2 protein-coding genes are annotated in these 1151 nt (G+C 46.0%); both read right to left on the bottom strand.

Features of this window, described 5'->3' with window-relative positions:
- Positions 1-548, bottom strand: a 548-nt coding sequence (locus HMPREF9304_RS08065) for a conjugal transfer protein TraO (RefSeq protein ID WP_036928128.1), incomplete at its 3' end; no start/stop codon positions are given.
- A partial coding sequence (traN, locus tag HMPREF9304_RS08060; protein ID WP_036928129.1) for a conjugative transposon protein TraN occupies positions 542-1151 on the bottom strand: 610 nt, incomplete at its 5' end. The genes HMPREF9304_RS08065 and traN, both read right to left, overlap by 7 nt.

The raw sequence follows: 1151 nt of genomic DNA, 5'->3' as shown, positions 1-1151 counted from the left end.
GCAGGGCGAAAATGATGAACATCCGTACCAAAGAGTATGCGTCCCTGTCCTTTGAGTAGCAACAGCACATTGTCCGATAAGAAACATTCTATGGATAGATGCACCGCTCCACCATAGACGAAGTGAGAGTCATCGAGTAGTTTTGCGCCATCAAGAAGTAGTTTCTTATCTTCGTTAAGTTCCTCATAGCCACCCAAAGCGGATATTCCAGCATAGGCAAATACATTTTTACCATTATCAGAAACAATAGGCTGCATATAGCCCAAATGCACGAAGGCATCTTTGAGTTTCACATCATAGCTGCGATACGGCATATTCTGTTGCTCATAGTCCATCCCCATAAAGGCATAGTTCTCACGCTTCAAGTAACGGGTGAGTGACAAGCCCAGACCGAAGTTACCCTTGGCAAAAAGTTTTTCTCCCTTGATAATCGGCAGACTGCCTATGACTTCTATTCCTTTCTGCTTCGGAATCAGTCTTTGCGCTTGTGCCGGCAGCATCGTTGCCACCGCACAAGCCAATAAAAAGAGATACTTCTTCATTACCATTTAAGTTTGAGGTTATCAATCTTCTGAGCCAAAAGTAAATCTTGCGGCTCGACATAGAAGGTAAGCGTTCGTCCACCATTATGCTCATAAAGCGTCACTTCAAGCTGCTTATCTTCTGAAAGCGAGAACTGCTCCAAGGCGAACACCGAACTTTCTGTGTGCCTTCCCTTGATGTAATTCACCTGATGATAGGCACGGAGTGGTTGCAGCACCTGTTCCTGAATGGCGGTGCGCTTCGCCACCTTTTTATCCACCACCTTGAACGTAACGAAGTCCACCGAGTACGGCATATTGGTCATATTGTCTATTCGGGTATGAAAATATAGCAAGCCATTGTGCGCATACAATCCCCTAAGCAGGAATTTCATACCGAACATTTGGGTGCCGATATGCTTGAATACACGTTTATCATTTTGATAAATAGTCTTCATCATCAGCTTGACGAGTATGGGCGACTCGTTACCCAGTTCCTTGAAGTAGATGTCCGCACGGTTGCTCGGCAAACGTCCTTCGACGGGCGACAGAAAGTCCTTCATCTCAACGTTTAACTTCTCTGGCTCATCGGCATACTTCACGTGTAGGCTCGGCGATGGGCGCCTTACC

The organism is Hoylesella timonensis S9-PR14 (assembly GCF_000762405.1).
Classification (GTDB): Bacteria; Bacteroidota; Bacteroidia; order Bacteroidales; family Bacteroidaceae; genus Prevotella; species Prevotella timonensis_A.
The sequence above is the reverse complement of the archived record's forward strand: the minus strand, read 5'-3'. Positions and strand labels throughout refer to the sequence as shown.